Source organism: Virgibacillus pantothenticus (assembly GCF_018075365.1).
Lineage (GTDB): Bacteria > Bacillota > Bacilli > Bacillales > Amphibacillaceae > Virgibacillus > Virgibacillus pantothenticus.
In genome coordinates this window covers 648007-663068 of the sequence record NZ_CP073011.1, presented here as the reverse complement: position 1 = coordinate 663068, position 15062 = coordinate 648007, and the positions used below count along the sequence as shown (strand labels likewise).

The following is a 15062-nucleotide window of genomic DNA, read 5'->3' as shown; positions in this document are numbered from 1 at the left end:
CCTACCTATATCTATTACGCCATTTAGCTGTTGCTTTAAAACTGTTAGATGGATGTACTACTAGTTGGTTATCGCCTTTGTGTAAATTAAAAAAAGAACCTCCGAAATCTTTTAGGTTCTTCGAGTCTTCTCCGTTAATTAGTAGCTCTTTATTAAAATTATCTAATGTTATCAGATCACCTGGGCGTGCAATATATGGCGTTTGATCGACCGTTTCTTGCGCTAGTTTAAACACTTTTATATGCAAGATTTTAGGTGCGTAAGCTCTAGCCGAATCTGCCCATTTACCGATGTGTATTTGTACATATCGTAATTTACCCATGTACTCATTGTTGTTATCGGTAAATAACTTTTTCAAACTAAAAACGTGCTTTGTATTATTGGCCACTCGTGTTACATAAAATTCGAATTGGTTACCAATCCTACGCAAACGTAACATGCCGAAGAAAAAAGGCCATCCATAACTATAATTTTGTGAGCTTATTAAATAATTTTGTTGCCTGCCTTCATATCCTCCGATACGCCCCTCAGCAATTTTATTGTTTATACCTAAACTTTTATCTAGTAGAGCCATTTTTCCAAGTACGTTCATGTTTTCATCATAAGCATAAAATTCAATTCGATAAGTTTGATCTGGCTTACCAGTTTCTCCTTCAACCATCATTTCAATTTCAAAGTCTTGTGATGGGGATATTTCTTTAATCAGCGCCGGACCGTGCCAATTATTTGTATCCGGTCCGTAACTTGGCACAGTAATACCATCATTATCTGTGCTTAGTCTACCAGCTACTACGCCACCATCTACTTTAGTAGGGGTATTGCTCCATGTATCTAATGTTTCCCCTCGTTCTTCGATAAGTAATTTCCTAGTATCTACTGTTTCCATATCAGCTTCTAAAGGGGTTCCAATCAATTGATATTCTTCAAATTGATTCTGCACCATAGCAAAGGTAACGGGTTTTAATACCTCCAACTCGAAAATCGGTGATGCTGGTGCTGTACCATTGTACGGTAATGTAAGCATGTCAGATGTAAAGGATTCGGTTTGTTCTTTGCCGTATTTAAATGGATCGGAACAAAGAAAGGTTATCGTTCCTATTAAATTATTAGTCTCTTCTTCTGGTGTTTCGTTTGTTAATAATGTCGCATAAAATAGAGCATCTTCGTCGGTGAAAGACAAGACTTTCTTAGATCCTCCTAAATAAGATAAAAGCCTGTCGTACCTTCTTCTAAACCCTTCGTTTGTTTTGTCCTCTATCTTATATTTAATGGTTATTTCCCTTTCACTAACGGTAGGGTCTGTTTGTTCTAATAACCCATCCATTCCTGGGACTTCGGTTGTTTGTACTCTTTGTGTTAAATTACTTCTCCCTGTGACAGTGAGAGTGATAAAACTGCCATTATCATCCGTGAGTAATTGATCTAAATTATTACCGTTAAATACCGTTTGCAGTGATAAGGAAGTGCTTCCTGTACCACTTCCTGCTATAGTATCTACAAATCCGTACATAAAAGCACCTCCTATTGAAATGATCTCCTTACTCTTGTTTTTCTGTCTTGAACTTGCGTTATATCCTCAACAAATGTGTTAAATTCTTGACCGCCTATAGCTACGTTTATATAGGCTGGTTGTTTCGATACGGTCAATTCGTTGGTGTAGTCGTATCGCAATGAGTTGTGCGACCTCCTGTTAACTCTATCAACTTGTGACGCTATATTACTAGGTTGTATTTCTTTGTTCATCGCTTCGGTCAATCCTGCCATAGACCTAACCGCAACACCCCTGCCACGATCAATAGATTTGGCTATAGATTGCGGTATTTGTATTTTCATGATGTCACGCAAGGCTCCCTCTTTTGCAGGAGAAAATGGAAGAAAGTCGCGTATTTTACTTGTTACCTTGCCTATAGCATCTTTTACTTTACCGATCGAATCTGTTATACCTTTAGCAATAGACTTAACAATATTTTTACCAGCGTCTAAAAACTTATCTTTTATGTTGGTCACGACGTTTAAAGCTTTATCCATACCGGATTTAACTGCATTTTTAACGGCGTTAAAAGCTTTGCTTGTAACCCCCTTGAGTGAGTTAAAAACATTAGATACTTTTGATTTTATGCTATTAACAACCCTAGCTATTACGCCTTTAATGCTATTCCAGATGCTCGAAATAATAGACTTTATGGCATTCATCACACTTGAAATTTTGCTTTTAATCCCATTCCAAATGCTTGAAATGACAGACTTAACAGCGTTCATAATAGATGAAATTTTACTTTTAATAAAGTTGAACCCGGTTGATACAACGTCTTTCGCTTTAGTTACTCCGCCTTTAAAAAATCCAGACACCTTACTCCAAAGATTCTTGACAATGCCTGTTAAGCTTTTGAATAAGGTTTTCCCTAGCTTTAAAATCTTGCCTACGAACCAAAGTTGGACAAAATTCCAAACCAATTTTACAGCACCGGACACAATACGTTTTACAGCTTCCCACATTTCTGACCAATTACCGGTAAACAAAGCGCTAAAAAACTGGATTATACCTAAAATTACATCAATAGCACCTTGTATAACTCCTTTAATAGCATTCCACGTTGAAACTATTAATGATTTTATTACTGGCCACAAAGTTTGCATAATAGTCCAAATCACAGTCATAACGGTTGTTATCACAGTTTTTATAACATTCCAAACGTTCATAGCTGCTTGCAAAATCATTTGTCCATGTTCATTCCAAAAGGTTGTTAAGGTAGACCAAATTTGCATAACGAAAGCAACCACAGTCTGCACAACTGTGGTAATAACTGTTTTAATTTGGTTCCAAACCAACATAACTATTTCTCTGAATTTTTGGTTTTCTTGATACAACTTAATAAAAACAGGTATTAATATAGTGGTTATTATGGCAACTAAAGCTGTAATTGGATTGCTAATAAATGCAAACACTCGCATAACACCCAGCAAAACATTTCTTAAAACCGTTGTTTGCGCTATTAGTGGGGCGAATCTTGCGATCAGTGTCCCTAAACTACCAACAAACATACCAGCGAAAGTGATTACAGTACCAAGAACTATTGCTAATGGTCCAATGATAGCAACTAAGCCAGCTATTACAACAGCAGCCATTTTAACTTGTGGAGATAAGTTATTTAACCAAGTGATAAAATTTTGCAACATTTCAGCACCTTGCATTAAGGCAGGTCGCATCACTTCATATATACTAATTGCAAAGCCTTCAATACCAGATTTTATTTCTCTCCATTTCCCCCCTAATGTACCTTCCATTATGCCTGCCATTTTTTCGGCAGACCCACTAGAATTATTTATAGCGTCAGATAATTTGTTGTAATCTTTCTCTGATGCGTTTATCACAGCTAGTGCACCGGACATGGCTTCTTTACCAAAAATAGTAGCTGCATAAGAAGCTTTTTGATCATCTGTTAGGCCGCTAAACGAGGTTCTGAGGTCTCCCATTATTTCATCAAGCGTCTTCATACTGCCATCACTGTTTTTAATAGATATACCCAGTTCATCCATGGCGGTTTTCATAGCTTTGGTTGGTGATGCCAAGTTGGTGAACATTGACCTTAATGCCGTTCCTGCTTTTTCTCCTTTGATACCAGCATTAGACATTAAACCAATAGCTGTCGCAGTATCTTCAACACTATATCCCAATGCACCGGCAACTGGAGCAGCATATTGCATAGCCATGCCCAATCCAGCAACGTTTGTGTTAGCGTTTGAAGAAGTTGCTGCTAAAACGTCAGCAAATCTGCTACTATCTTTGGCTTCTAATCCAAATGCGGTTAAAGAGTCGGTTACAATATCACTCACAGACGCCAAATCTTCGCCAGATGCCGCCGCTAAACTCATGACTCCTTCGATTCCGTTAAGCATGTCTTCTGTTGACCAACCAGCCAACGCCATATAGTTTAATGCTTCTGCCGATTGACTCGCGCTAAATTTAGTTGTAGCCCCCATTTCTTTTGCTTTATCTCTTAATTGCTCTAATTGATCGCCAGTGGCACCAGAAATAGCTTGCACTCTAGCCATAGAATCATCAAAACTAACTCCCGTTGCTATTGCCGCTCCTCCCGCGGCTAGTAAGGGGGCGGTTAGATACATAGATGCGCTTCGCCCAGCTGATTTCATGCTATTTCCTACGCCTTTCATTTTGTTTCCAGCATTTTGCAGGGCGGTTCCCGCTGTTCTTATCGGCGTGGTGTCTATGCTACTAATATTTTTCTTGAAATTTTTCAATCCAGAAATAGCATCATTAAAACCTTTATTAAACCCTGTCGTATTAGCTTTAAGAAAAGCCTCAACGGAATAACTCTCAGTCATTTTCTACCCCCTTCCTATTAGCAACAGAAGCGATGCGAGCCATATTTCTCGCTTTTTTAGATATGGATTGTTTTGGTTTTGTTTCTTCCGCAATACGTTTTTCGTAATCAAAGAAATCTTTAAAACTCTTGAATACAGGAACTTGTTTTTTACCTTGCTCTTTCGTTGATGTAACTTGATGGTTTAACCATGCTTGTAAATGCATGTCGTGTTCTTTATCAATTCTTTTTAGGCGATATGCTTTCATTCTCAATAAGTATTCAGGGAATTCCATAACCTTTATTTCTTGTAAGGTTTCAATCCCTAAATACCTAAAACAATTTAACTTTATATCTTCATATGTCGCGTTAGAAGATTTCTTTGTTAAGCCTGTTGATTCGCTTTGAACTGTTTTATTTTCGGCTTCAATAAAGGTGCTTCTTCTAACGCTTTCTGAAAAGCTTCAAATAATGGTCCTAACTCGTCCTTATTCGCTTTCTCGGTAATGAACACTTCAATATCATGATTGCTAGGTTTGGAATTTAAGTAAGAAGCTCCCGCTTTAATTGCATTGTAAAGCGCTCTAGGATTTTTCATACTTAAATACATAACTAGCGATTCAACACCCATACCGAATTGCATACCTTCAATTTCCTGCGTATAAATATTATCTAATGTATTAATAAAGTCCATGCCGAATCGCAATTCGTATTCTTTTCCGCCAATAGTTAGATTCATGTTTATTCCTCCTAAAAATAAAATAGAGCAGGCATTTCCTGCTCCGTCTATTATAAAAAGCCCTGTCGTAACGCTAAATTAACTCCAATACAACGAAACGCTATTATCTGTTACAGTATCAGCGTTTACGTTTACGGGCTTGTTAGGGTGTTACTGCTGTTGTGTCTTTAAATGCATATTGCACAGCTTGTTGCTGTTCTTCTGTTAATGTAGCCATCCCAAACTGTGGTTCCATTTCAACGATGAAGTTAGATGACACAGCAGATTCATCCTCCGCCGATGCAGTCGGCTCCCAACTATCTAAATAGCCTTGACAATATACAGCAGGGTATTTACCTTCTTGATCTTTTAGTTCCTCATCTACCGTTACTTCCCACAATTCAAGTTTTTCACCTTTGAGCACAGATGTTTGCAACATATCGCTAACAGGGTCATCTTTCGCTTGAATAGCATCGATGGATACCTCTGTTTCTAATTCTCCAACCTTCACAACAGCACCATCTTTAGTAATTATTTTATCTAATTCTCTCGAATAAGAAAACGTATGTTCAGTTTGAAATACTAATTTTGCGGCTTCTTTTGATTGGTCTTTCAACAAGCGAAACATCAATATCTTATTCTTTCCTTGTTGCATTTCCGCCATGCTATTACCTCCTAATGAAATTGAAATTCTATTTCTATGATTCCTCGCCAATACCTTTCCGTGCCTGTTTTTTCTTGAACGGATCTATCAGAAATGTTTTTGACTGTTACATAAAAGTTTTCAGTGTGCTTCATTTTTCTGAAAGCAGTCTTTAGGTTGTTTACCATTGTTGTTAATTCTCGCCTTTTACGATAATTGTGGTAAACGTTAACTGTTTGTTGTACATTGCCATAAAGCAAATCCTTTGTTCGTAAGTCTTGGCTGAATTGCTCGCCTATATGGACAAAAGGTAATCCATAATCATCGGCAGGCAAATAATCTACCGTTTTATATCCAAGCGAAAGAGACCGTTTAAATACTTCATCAAATAACTGTTGTTGTGGTGATTTTCTTTCTTCCAAACAATCACCTCACTAATCTATCTAAATCTTTTTTAAATTGTTCTATTTGTTCGTAGTATGCAGGTCTTAAATGAGGTTGTGCATCCATAAATCTAGTTCCCCACTCAACGTAAGGGGCGTATTCCGCCGTTGAAGCCACTCGACCAGTCAAGCCGCGTACATCTATCTGTATTTTGCGTTTTAAGTTACCACTTTTGACAGGCGCATAGTTTTGGGCTTTGCTTTGCATTTCGGACGCATTGATTTGTATTGCTTTTTGTACGTCTTTAGCTTCTGCCCTCTCTTTTAAACCTCTTTCAAGTGCATCTATGCCTTTTAATTTAATCATTGAGATACACCTTCCAAATAAAAAACGCCTTTCCTATAATCGGATTGGCGTTGCGGTTTATATTTGGTTTTTCTGCCGTCATTAATATAAGCGTAATCTACTTTTCCGACATAAGGGCGTTGCAACCTAGCAACAACAATCTTTTTATCAATCTCTCCAAACAATTCATTTGTTCGCTCTATGCCTAAAGTTGACGCATTGCATGGTTTGGTAGTTTCGATTACTTCTCCGTCCACGTACTCTCCTTTTATAGGGTCATAGTACGAATTGGTTTGATTAACAAGAGTTATGCGATCGTTAAATCTCATATAAACAGCACCTTTCCCCTACCAGGTTTTTCTGGTGGTTCTTTATGCGCTGCAATTATGCTTTCGTAAGGTGTAAATTCCTCTTTTAAATCATAAAAACTTATTGAGTGACCTTCAATAGATTCTGATTTCATTCCCTCGCTACCAATACGGTTATATCGGCGTATAGTAATTTCCTCAACGATAAAATTAAGCGACGATGGTATTTCATCTTTGCCTAATAAGGCTTTTAAATGACTGCTTACGTTATTAATAAGGACATCAAGGACAGGGTCTTGCAAGTTGTCCTTAATGTCCAGTACTGTTTTTACATTCGCTTTAACATCAACCATTTTAAGCACCTTCCTCTGGTGTCGGTTCCGTTACATTAACAGTTGCCGTTGCTTGCACATCATTTTCGGTTGACTTAACCGCCACCGTAGCAGTTCCTGCGGCGATAGCAGTCACCTTGCCGTTATTGTCTACAGTAGCGACGTTATCTTTATCAACTGCCCACGCAACGGTTTGCTTTGCTGTGTCTGGCAATACGGTGGCTGTTAACACACGTTCTGCACCAACTTCAAGGTTGTTTGTTTTTGGGCTAACTTCAATAGATTGCGGTTCACTGTAATTCGTTTTGACAGTTACGGGATCAGATAACTCACTCTCGCCTGCTGAATTTTCAGCACTAACTTGGTACTGGTATTGCGTGTTAGGGGTTAAGCTATCATCTGTATAAATTTTGTCAGTCAATCCACTAGCTATTTTACTACCATCACGATAAACATTATAAGTTACCATGTTATCCTCCTTTCAAAAAGCCCTGTCTATGGTTATTCCCAAAAAAGGCTTGCTGTTGTATCCGTCTTGGAATTAACCGATAGATTTACGGGCCTATTAGGGAGTAGTTGCAGGTTGAATTTTAGCAAAAGCATCATCTTTAAGAACCATGAAACCAACGTCCATACTCGCACGAATAGCAATCAATTCACGTTCAAACAAATTGATAGGGTCGCCATTTTCATCAACAATAGAAGATAGTTGGGCATCTTCTGAAATAGAATAATTAAGATTGTAAGGGATGCCGTAACGTACATAGTTAAAGTTTCCTGCAAACAACTCACCTTTTTTCATTTCATTTGATTCAAGGTCTACAACTGGTGAGCCATCTAACGTGTTATTTGTGCGGTCGTATAAACGTTGCGGGTCTGTAATTGTTCCATCTTCTTGCTTGTAGCCATCAACAATATTACGTAGCAATGATCTGTTTTGCTTTTTAGATACAAACGCGTTTATGTCAAAGCCTGCATCGTTAACAAAATCTGTTAGAGTAAAAAAGTTTTCGCTGTTTATTTCGCCCTCTGCTAATTGCCCTTCTGTTGTAATAGACTGTGCTAATGATTGCGGGAATGGATTGTCCACACCTAAAATCGTAGCTTCATCAAATTTCTTATAAAAAGCTTCTGCAATCAAAGGGCGAACCTCATTAAAAAATCCCGATAGAGTATATTGTAAAAACTCACGGGATACTGGTACGATAACACCTAACTTTTTAGCAACCATTTTAGCAGTAAGCCATTGTGGTTTTGATGTGCGGATCACTTCACCTTCACCTACCCAATAAGCGCCTACGCCCTCAGCTAGGTATTGGAATTCTTTTTCTTGCTTAGTCATTTCCTCATACTGCGCTAAACGCATCATAACTGAGTTAGACATAACATCTCTAAGCATTAAAGTTCCTTGTTCTTGTGGAATTTTACCTGTTTTTGCATCTTGTAGCATTACGTGATCTGGGTTAAAAGTTGGCATGTTAATATTCCTCCTAAATAATTCTATTTTCTTTTGCTAATTCAGCAATGTTTTTAATGTTTTTATTACTTGTTCCTGCTCCGCTGTTAGGTGAGTCTTGGCGCAATTCTTCTTTAACAGCTTTATTTACAGCTGTGTCAAACGCCTTTTTAAATGAGTTGATGTTTTCTAGTGTTTTTTCAGCATCTTCCGCAAGTAAAAAGTCAGCAAATTCAGTCGGTAGTTCTTTATTGCTCAAGTCCGTAATTGCTTCCGCCTTTAACTCCTTGCGTTTTAGTTCGTTCTCGCGATCTTGTAATTCTTTTTCGCGCTTGGTCATGCGTTCTTCTTCTTGCTCTTTTTCAGATAGCTTAGACAAGCGTTTTTCTTCTTCTAAAGCCTTCTCGATAGCTTCCTGTGTTTTTGTTTCCCACTCTTGTTCTTTCTTTTGTAAAGCACTTTGCAGTTTTCTATCTGATTCAGATTCGATTTTCTTTCGCAATTCTTCTTCCGTTAGTTCTACGTTGGTTTTTTCTTCATTTTTTGTAGCGTCAGTTTCCTCGGTGTTCTCTTTCGTTCCTTCTGGATCAGCGAAAGTCTGCAAATTCATTTTTAATAGTTTTATAGGTTTTTTCATTTTCGTTTTTCCTCCTATCCCACATACGCATTATTCGCTTAATATTTCAATGTATTAAAAAAGCCCCACACACGCTATATAAGCCCGTGTACGACCGTTTAATGCATTTACTCTATTAAGTTGCAAACACCCATGTACGATTGATTTTTGCATAATAAATAGACCTTTTAATGTCATATCTAGGACATCCCAAAAACAAGTGACCGCTAAACTTCAATGCATTTATTCTCCCATTTCTTGTAAGCATCAAAATATATTTCTTGCTTATCTCCGTTATGGGTCAATTCGTAATACATACCGTCAAATAAAACAGTACTTAACAATGCTTTGTTGTTCTGTAAGGTTTTGCAATTCCACACTACAAAAACATCTTGAGTGGTGATCTGTTTGTTGTCACTTTTATCTAAATGTTCATTGGTGTAGTTAACTACTAATTCTTTGCATATATCAATAAATTTTTGGCTGTCCATGTCATTTCTCCTTTATCGCATAATAAATAGCCCTGTTTATAACGTCTATTGGCTAAAGACGAGTTTTATTTAATCATAGACCCCTTCTTACTAAATCAGCTTCAAATTCTTCCCTCGATACATATGCAGCAATAGACGATCTGCAAAACGGATGCATGGGAGGTGCGTTTTCCCCCGGTTGCATATCCTTTACGTTAAATATTTTACCGTCTAATCCCCTGCACTTTTTAGTGGTGCGGTCGTCTATTTTAGCTACATATTCGTATTGATCGTATCCGCCTTGTTTAAAGCTGTCTTTCTGTACAGATGTATCAACTCTAGCTAATTCAGTGACCAATAATCTTTCGGCGTTAAATCGGCTTACATCAAACCTTTTTCTTAAATCTTTCGCTAAAACAGTAGGGTGTTTCCCTTGTCTAACGCCTTTATTGAGTAGTATGTCTAATTCTTCCCTTAGCGCTTCTTGATCTCCCCACAACCTTTCAGACCATGTAGAGCTCAAAAAAGATTCATTGACTATTACCTTCGCTTTCTTTTCATTGTACATGAGCGATTTGCCTAATATGCCAGCTTGTCTTTCATACTCTTTTAGAACGTTCTTTATCATTTCTTCTTCTATGATTCGTTGGTTTTGACTAGTCATTCCAATTAATTCAAGTCTTACATAAGCTTTCAGTAATTGCAGACGATTAATTTTCATGGTGACGTTATACAAACGCATTTCTTCGTTAGCTTTTGGAGTAAAGTTCTTTTCTTTCACATACCTTTTAGCTTTCTTTGCGTATTCGTCAATATCAAGCTTGTTAACACGTTTTCTAGCTATATCCATACTTATACCTTCACGATCTGCATAACGACCGTAAAAAGCTTCTATTTCCTTTTGTATTTCCTGCATAGCTTCTTCGTGTTTTTCGGCTAATCGCTTTGCTATACGAGCGTCATTCATTTGATTTTCTCGTATGTGTTTTTCTTCTCTTTTACGCCAGTAATTATTCATTTTCTATCACTTCTTGTGACTGTTCGGCGTTGCTGAATTGTTCAGCGCCGAAATTTCCATAAGCGGACGCGTTCTGTTGTGGTGATTCCTTTTCTATTCTTTCTAATTCTTCTTGCGGGCTGTCCACAAATGACAACAAACTCAACATTGTTTCGTCAGATAACTGACCACCTAAAGCATTGAAAATATCCACCTCATCTTTAATAGACTTAGGTAAGTTAGGTGTAAACGTTATTGTTAAGTCGTTTGCGTCAAAATCACCATCACGCAACGTTTTAGATATATTGCTAATCAACCTATACCTTTGGCGCATAGAGCGTTTAAAAAAGCGCTCTTTTGTTGCTCTCACTTGCTCTAATCCAAATAACTTATATTTCATCGCTTCGCCAGATTGGACGCCTGCGAAGCTCTCGTCGTTTAGATTAGGTGTGTTTGTGTATTTGTGTATATCGTTTTGTATGCGGTCTTTATATTTTTCAACGCCTGCTACATCGTATTTTTTATAGATATAGTCCGCATCTGCGTTGCTCGAACCGCCCTCTACCCCGTTTTCGGTTTTTAGAAAAAGTATATTAGCGTCACGCATTGACTTGGCTCTATCTACGTCTATATCTAGATTACCTGTTATTTTTAACATAGCATCATTTAAATCAGTCATATAGTTAGCTGTGTCAGATTGTGCTGAATCATACAAATCTATTAGTGTTAAGACTGGTTCAAAATCCCCTTGTCTGAAACGGTTATTTGCATACTCAATAATAGTTATTCCTTCAAAACCATGCGGCTTTTGGTCAGTTATCTCTAACTTTCCGTTAACTTCTTCTATCTCTATAACGTTATTTTCCGTGTGCAAATTGATCTTTAAATTACCGTTGTCATCACGAAAATAATAAACGCCAGCAATTGGGTTTTGTTCGACCGTTTCGTCGTAAATCACAAATGTATGCTTAGGATCAACTAAAACAAATCTAGTAACGTCTTGTTTGCTCCTAAACAGCAACTCATACGCTCTACCGTAAATAGATAAATCTAACGTTAATTCGCTATTATGCGCATCCGCATCATTATCACGATTTATTTCAGTGATTAATTCCCCTGCGCTTTCTTCTGGAGCTTCCACCTTGATAGGCACACCAACCATATATCCTTGTATAAATTGACTTGTATCTCTAGCAAAAGCATGTGCTGCCTTGTGATTAGATAAATGTTCTTCTTTTCTAGTACGATTAAGCACTTTTTCGTTTTTGCCAAGGTAATAGTTTTCTAACGTCTTTAATCTAGGCACTTGTGAACCCTCGTGCGTTGCTATTAATTCTTGCAAGTCACTAAGGTTTTCTAACAGCTTTTCAAGATTTTCATATGTTAAGTGTTTGTTTGCATTATCAGGAAACCTTGTTGTAGTTGTTGTTCTGTTTGTGTCTGTTTCAAATCCGTTCATCCTGCTCCTCCTTTACAATCCAAGGTGTTTAATTGCTTCTATGGTTTTGTTAACGTCTTTTCTTTTACCTAAATGATACTTCTCTACGCTATAGCGCAACGCATCTATAATGTGGTTATTTTCATCTATCGGTTCATTTAACCACTTACCGTTTTTATCTTGTTTCCATGTGTAAGTGTTAAATTCTTCTATCGTATTTTTAAGCGACGGATGAATATATATATTAAAACCTTGCAGGAATTGGATACCATGCAAGATGGAATCTTTTCCTTTTCTCGATCCATGCAACCTTTTGACACCTTTTGTCCTCAACTCCGATATAAGCCTAGGTTCTGCGCTATCTCCTGTTAATTGGGCATTTAATAAGCTTTTATCTCGCAACATATTGAAAATGTCGTCTGTTTTCATGGCTGTTTCATAATGTTCTTGGTATAGCCATAAGTTTTTATTATCTAAATCAACAACGCTACTAATTAACGTGGTTGGATCGTGAGTAAATCCAAAGTCCATACCGTGAGTTGTTTCTTTGATTTCTTTAACTTTTTCGATTACGTCAAAATCTTTTACCTTGTAATTTTCAAATACTAAACCTTCTGAAACTCCCCAATCACCATCACAAACAATCCTCGCTCGTTTAGGATTAGTCCTATATAAATCTTCCATACGCTTTCGGTCTGTTTCGTCCAGCCATTCATTTACTCTAAAAGTTGTGGTTGTAGAAAATGTATTATTTCGCTTTGTTTTTTCGTCGAAAAACTCTCTTTTGAGGAAATGACCTTCATGCCATGGGTTAAATGTAATTGTTATTTGTTTGAAAAAGTCCGGACTGTCATAACTACCACGAATAGACTCGATAACTGTGTCCATAGCATTGACATCTTCTAATTCGTAAGCTTCTTCAAACCAAACCCACGAGAGGATGCCAACATCTACTGTTATTGATGTGATTTTTAGAGGGTTATCTAAACCTCTAAATAAAATCTTTTGACCTGTTGGCATATACGTTATTTCTGGTAACGATTCGTTAAATTTAAAAAGGCCGCCAACCCCTAAACGATTGATAGCCCATTTCATATCTGTATATGTTGATTGTTTATTTGTATAAGAATAACGCCTTACCACAAGGATATTAGCCCATTTGTATTTCATTATCCTGTACACTAAATTAAGTGCGGTAGTTTTTGATTTTTTACTACCGCGTGAACCTTTGACAACTCGATAAAAGTCTTTGTTGTGCCAAAATTCGTTGTATCCACCGCCAATAATTTGAGAAACGGACAAGTTAGTCATTTTCTGGCACATCCTCAATAAACACTGGTGTTATATCTTCAATTTGCTGTTTTTCCGTCCAAAGAGCATAACGCTTCCCAAGTAATTCAGCGGCTTTCGTTTTGGCTTCTATGCTCGGCGATATCATTTTAACCTCTTGTTCACCACCGCCCGTCCCCACTAATTCTGTTCCTTTTGCTTTACCTCGTAATACGGCAGTTAGATATTCTAACACTTCTTGCTGATCGGCGATGGCTTGGCTTTTTAATTCCTCTAGCCTTTCGTCGATGTATTTTCTAATTGTAGTATTTTGTAGTAGCTTGTTAGCGTTTGTGTTAGCGTATTTCTTACTGTAACCAGCTTTAACAGCCGATTCTGTGGCATTGCCCGTAATTATATATTCATCAGCAAACTTTTGTTGTCTTGGCGTCATCTTCTTCCTCATCACATATTCACCTACCTCCAATGTAATAAATTTATGTATATAAAAAAGACACCCAGTAATCGAGTGTCTTTATCTTTTATTCTAATGGTAATCCCATAGTATTTGCGTACTCTTCGACTTCGGGCGATGTCATTTCAACTTCGGATACTTTTAAAACTAATTCCGCCATAGGTATATTATCATCAGCCTTGAATTCCTTAGGTTTTGCCGTAAACATCGCTATCTTCGCGCCATCTTGTATTATGTTAATTCCTACTGTGTCAGCTTCCTTGACGATATCTTGTGCAAGAAAATCATATGTTTCATTTAAAATGTTTTGGAAAGCCATACCTGGTGCTAACTCTGCATTGACATCAATCATAATTGTAATATGTTTATTAGCCTCTAAAGCATCGGTAACATCTACGTTCTCAGCATTATACATGGATGTATCGATTTCATTTTCTTCCTCTTGTGGCTCTTCCTTCTGTTCGGGTTCTTCAACTTCCTCTTTTTCTGCAGGTTCTTCCTTAGCTTTTTCTTCTTGTGCAGGTTCGTCGTTAGCCTTAGATTCTTTTTCCTCATCGTCTCCCGAACAAGCAACTAAAGCGAAGGTTAACAAACCAATTAATAACAATAGTAATGTTCTTTTCATTCTCTTTCCCCTCCATCAATATGTATAGCTTTATTATGATAGAGTTGGAAAAGTTATGCAATATAAAAACTGGTAAATGAGCATAGAAAAAGCACCCAATGCATAACATTGAGCGCTTTACTGTATTATCACCTTATAAAGTATATGTGGTATCTATCCCACAATAGCATAATAACATGTTTTTTTATGCCAAAACGGACATAAAACGGACATTTACCTCCATCCCAACACATCCAAAGTAGCTTGTATAATTTCGTTCCTCTGTCTTCTCGCATGTCTCTCGCTGATGCTTAATCTCATAGCTATACCTTCCCATGTTAATTTATTGTTCTTGTTCCAATATCTCAATCTGGCTAATTCTTTGTAATTATCTGGCAAGGCATTATACACCTGTTCAATAGCTTTTGTTACTTCCGATAAATGTTCCAGCCTTTTATGTGTAGCTAACCTTGTAGCCATTCTTTGAGTTGGATCCCCCGGCATTCTAACGGAGTTAGCACCTTTAACAATTGTTGGATCTTCTGGATCATCATCAAAAGGGTTCATGATTGATTCCCTCAGCCTCGCAATCTCTTTTAAGGTGTTATGATAATTAAACCATTCTGCCTCAGCGTGTTTAAAAGTAGTTTTCTTTGGTTTTGCTACCTTTGTCATATAGTCATAA

At 37.4% G+C, this 15062-nt stretch carries 19 protein-coding genes; all 19 read right to left on the bottom strand.

Going from position 1 to position 15062, the window contains the following annotated elements:
- Nucleotide 1: 1 nt before the first annotated feature.
- The 19 genes from KBP50_RS03240 to KBP50_RS03150 all read right to left on the bottom strand — a co-directional run bounded on the left by KBP50_RS03240 (nucleotide 2) and on the right by KBP50_RS03150 (nucleotide 15052).
- Nucleotides 2-1510 carry a distal tail protein Dit gene (locus tag KBP50_RS03240; RefSeq protein WP_050349958.1) on the bottom strand — a complete coding sequence of 503 codons (1509 nt, stop codon included), beginning with the start codon at nucleotides 1508-1510 and terminating at the stop codon, nucleotides 2-4.
- 11 nt (nucleotides 1511-1521) lie between these two features.
- The gene (locus KBP50_RS03235) at nucleotides 1522-4344 is read right to left on the bottom strand and encodes a phage tail tape measure protein (RefSeq protein WP_050349957.1); all 2823 of its coding nucleotides are present in this window, start codon (nucleotides 4342-4344) and stop codon (nucleotides 1522-1524) included.
- On the bottom strand, nucleotides 4337-4591 hold the full coding sequence (locus KBP50_RS03230; RefSeq protein ID WP_210967616.1) for a hypothetical protein: 255 nt from the start codon (nucleotides 4589-4591) through the stop codon (nucleotides 4337-4339). The genes KBP50_RS03235 and KBP50_RS03230 overlap by 8 nt, the downstream gene beginning before the upstream one ends.
- 116 nt (nucleotides 4592-4707) lie before the next feature.
- Complete coding sequence (locus KBP50_RS03225) at nucleotides 4708-5061, bottom strand: tail assembly chaperone (protein WP_050349955.1); 354 nt, start codon at nucleotides 5059-5061, stop codon at nucleotides 4708-4710.
- 142 nt (nucleotides 5062-5203) lie between these two features.
- Nucleotides 5204-5704 carry a phage major tail protein, TP901-1 family gene (locus KBP50_RS03220; RefSeq protein WP_050349954.1) on the bottom strand — a complete coding sequence of 167 codons (501 nt, stop codon included), beginning with the start codon at nucleotides 5702-5704 and terminating at the stop codon, nucleotides 5204-5206.
- 11 nt (nucleotides 5705-5715) lie between these two features.
- Nucleotides 5716-6105, bottom strand: coding sequence for a hypothetical protein (locus KBP50_RS03215; RefSeq protein ID WP_050349953.1), 390 nt, complete (start codon nucleotides 6103-6105; stop codon nucleotides 5716-5718).
- A 4-nt stretch (nucleotides 6106-6109) separates the two neighbouring features.
- Nucleotides 6110-6433 carry an HK97-gp10 family putative phage morphogenesis protein gene (locus tag KBP50_RS03210; protein ID WP_050349952.1) on the bottom strand — a complete coding sequence of 108 codons (324 nt, stop codon included), beginning with the start codon at nucleotides 6431-6433 and terminating at the stop codon, nucleotides 6110-6112.
- The gene (locus KBP50_RS03205) at nucleotides 6430-6741 is read right to left on the bottom strand and encodes a hypothetical protein (protein WP_050349951.1); all 312 of its coding nucleotides are present in this window, start codon (nucleotides 6739-6741) and stop codon (nucleotides 6430-6432) included. The genes KBP50_RS03210 and KBP50_RS03205 overlap by 4 nt, the downstream gene beginning before the upstream one ends.
- On the bottom strand, nucleotides 6738-7073 hold the full coding sequence (locus KBP50_RS03200; protein WP_050349950.1) for a phage head-tail connector protein: 336 nt from the start codon (nucleotides 7071-7073) through the stop codon (nucleotides 6738-6740). Before KBP50_RS03200 ends, KBP50_RS03205 begins: the two co-directional genes overlap by 4 nt.
- A 1-nt stretch (nucleotide 7074) precedes the next feature.
- Nucleotides 7075-7521, bottom strand: coding sequence for an Ig-like domain-containing protein (locus KBP50_RS03195; protein ID WP_050349949.1), 447 nt, complete (start codon nucleotides 7519-7521; stop codon nucleotides 7075-7077).
- Nucleotides 7522-7617: 96 nt separating this feature from the next.
- Entirely contained in the window at nucleotides 7618-8529 is a 912-nt protein-coding gene (locus KBP50_RS03190) for a phage major capsid protein (protein ID WP_050349948.1), read from the bottom strand.
- Nucleotides 8530-8542: 13 nt separating this feature from the next.
- Nucleotides 8543-9145: a DUF4355 domain-containing protein gene (locus KBP50_RS03185; protein ID WP_050349947.1), complete on the bottom strand. Its 603-nt coding sequence runs from the start codon at nucleotides 9143-9145 to the stop codon at nucleotides 8543-8545.
- 206 nt (nucleotides 9146-9351) lie between these two features.
- Nucleotides 9352-9615 carry a DUF6275 family protein gene (locus KBP50_RS03180; RefSeq protein WP_050349946.1) on the bottom strand — a complete coding sequence of 88 codons (264 nt, stop codon included), beginning with the start codon at nucleotides 9613-9615 and terminating at the stop codon, nucleotides 9352-9354.
- Between the two features lie 73 nt (nucleotides 9616-9688).
- Nucleotides 9689-10612: a minor capsid protein gene (locus tag KBP50_RS03175; RefSeq protein WP_050349945.1), complete on the bottom strand. Its 924-nt coding sequence runs from the start codon at nucleotides 10610-10612 to the stop codon at nucleotides 9689-9691.
- On the bottom strand, nucleotides 10605-12050 hold the full coding sequence (locus KBP50_RS03170; protein WP_050349944.1) for a phage portal protein: 1446 nt from the start codon (nucleotides 12048-12050) through the stop codon (nucleotides 10605-10607). The genes KBP50_RS03175 and KBP50_RS03170 overlap by 8 nt, the downstream gene beginning before the upstream one ends.
- A gap of 12 nt (nucleotides 12051-12062) precedes the next feature.
- Entirely contained in the window at nucleotides 12063-13340 is a 1278-nt protein-coding gene (locus tag KBP50_RS03165; protein ID WP_050349943.1) for a PBSX family phage terminase large subunit, read from the bottom strand.
- On the bottom strand, nucleotides 13333-13764 hold the full coding sequence (locus KBP50_RS03160) for a terminase small subunit (protein WP_050349942.1): 432 nt from the start codon (nucleotides 13762-13764) through the stop codon (nucleotides 13333-13335). Before KBP50_RS03160 ends, KBP50_RS03165 begins: the two co-directional genes overlap by 8 nt.
- A gap of 76 nt (nucleotides 13765-13840) precedes the next feature.
- On the bottom strand, nucleotides 13841-14398 hold the full coding sequence (locus KBP50_RS03155) for a hypothetical protein (RefSeq protein WP_050349941.1): 558 nt from the start codon (nucleotides 14396-14398) through the stop codon (nucleotides 13841-13843).
- Between the two features lie 213 nt (nucleotides 14399-14611).
- Nucleotides 14612-15052 (bottom strand): transcriptional regulator, encoded by a 441-nt coding sequence (locus tag KBP50_RS03150; RefSeq protein WP_050349940.1) that lies wholly within the window; start codon nucleotides 15050-15052, stop codon nucleotides 14612-14614.
- Nucleotides 15053-15062: the final 10 nt, after the last annotated feature.

What these genes read in the sequence shown, in the direction of transcription:
- KBP50_RS03240 (WP_050349958.1), bottom strand. Translation starts at nt 1,510, where the DNA reads ATGTACGGATTTGTAGATACTATAGCAGGAAGTGGTACAGGAAGCACT.
- KBP50_RS03235 (WP_050349957.1), bottom strand. Translation starts at nt 4,344, where the DNA reads ATGACTGAGAGTTATTCCGTTGAGGCTTTTCTTAAAGCTAATACGACA.
- KBP50_RS03230 (WP_210967616.1), bottom strand. Translation starts at nt 4,591, where the DNA reads ATGAAAGCATATCGCCTAAAAAGAATTGATAAAGAACACGACATGCAT.
- KBP50_RS03225 (WP_050349955.1), bottom strand. Translation starts at nt 5,061, where the DNA reads ATGAATCTAACTATTGGCGGAAAAGAATACGAATTGCGATTCGGCATG.
- KBP50_RS03220 (WP_050349954.1), bottom strand. Translation starts at nt 5,704, where the DNA reads ATGGCGGAAATGCAACAAGGAAAGAATAAGATATTGATGTTTCGCTTG.
- KBP50_RS03210 (WP_050349952.1), bottom strand. Translation starts at nt 6,433, where the DNA reads ATGATTAAATTAAAAGGCATAGATGCACTTGAAAGAGGTTTAAAAGAG.
- KBP50_RS03205 (WP_050349951.1), bottom strand. Translation starts at nt 6,741, where the DNA reads ATGAGATTTAACGATCGCATAACTCTTGTTAATCAAACCAATTCGTAC.
- KBP50_RS03200 (WP_050349950.1), bottom strand. Translation starts at nt 7,073, where the DNA reads ATGGTTGATGTTAAAGCGAATGTAAAAACAGTACTGGACATTAAGGAC.
- KBP50_RS03195 (WP_050349949.1), bottom strand. Translation starts at nt 7,521, where the DNA reads ATGGTAACTTATAATGTTTATCGTGATGGTAGTAAAATAGCTAGTGGA.
- KBP50_RS03190 (WP_050349948.1), bottom strand. Translation starts at nt 8,529, where the DNA reads ATGCCAACTTTTAACCCAGATCACGTAATGCTACAAGATGCAAAAACA.
- KBP50_RS03185 (WP_050349947.1), bottom strand. Translation starts at nt 9,145, where the DNA reads ATGAAAAAACCTATAAAACTATTAAAAATGAATTTGCAGACTTTCGCT.
- KBP50_RS03180 (WP_050349946.1), bottom strand. Translation starts at nt 9,615, where the DNA reads ATGGACAGCCAAAAATTTATTGATATATGCAAAGAATTAGTAGTTAAC.
- KBP50_RS03175 (WP_050349945.1), bottom strand. Translation starts at nt 10,612, where the DNA reads ATGAATAATTACTGGCGTAAAAGAGAAGAAAAACACATACGAGAAAAT.
- KBP50_RS03170 (WP_050349944.1), bottom strand. Translation starts at nt 12,050, where the DNA reads ATGAACGGATTTGAAACAGACACAAACAGAACAACAACTACAACAAGG.
- KBP50_RS03165 (WP_050349943.1), bottom strand. Translation starts at nt 13,340, where the DNA reads ATGACTAACTTGTCCGTTTCTCAAATTATTGGCGGTGGATACAACGAA.
- KBP50_RS03160 (WP_050349942.1), bottom strand. Translation starts at nt 13,764, where the DNA reads ATGAGGAAGAAGATGACGCCAAGACAACAAAAGTTTGCTGATGAATAT.
- KBP50_RS03155 (WP_050349941.1), bottom strand. Translation starts at nt 14,398, where the DNA reads ATGAAAAGAACATTACTATTGTTATTAATTGGTTTGTTAACCTTCGCT.
- KBP50_RS03150 (WP_050349940.1), bottom strand. Translation starts at nt 15,052, where the DNA reads ATGACAAAGGTAGCAAAACCAAAGAAAACTACTTTTAAACACGCTGAG.